We start from the raw sequence: 255 nt of genomic DNA, 5'->3' as shown, positions 1-255 counted from the left end.
CCCACTTACGATAATAAAGTCCACCGATGGTGCCAACACCTGGTGCGTTGGTCACCATACCGCCGGCGATGTCGCCGGCGGTAGCAAGCCCCCCTTTAGTCATCACAGATCGGACAATGCCATTTTGCGGTTCATACGGTCTGACGTCCCCCATCAAACCCATCTCCGGACCGAAGAGACTCTGATTGGCGAAGCCGTATGCATCTTTTGCTATATTAATGCCACCAATGGTCGTGCCAAATACCAAATTGTATG

The 255-nt window shown here is 52.2% G+C and carries 1 protein-coding gene; it reads right to left on the bottom strand.

From position 1 onward, the window contains the following. Window positions 1-255: hypothetical protein (locus GM658_RS29155; RefSeq protein WP_211841963.1), on the bottom strand; the 255-nt coding region annotated here is incomplete at both ends.

Origin of the sequence: Massilia eburnea (assembly GCF_009720745.1) — a bacterium.
Classification (GTDB): domain Bacteria; phylum Pseudomonadota; class Gammaproteobacteria; order Burkholderiales; family Burkholderiaceae_D; genus Rugamonas; species Rugamonas eburnea.
The sequence above is the reverse complement of the archived record's forward strand: the minus strand, read 5'-3'. Positions and strand labels throughout refer to the sequence as shown.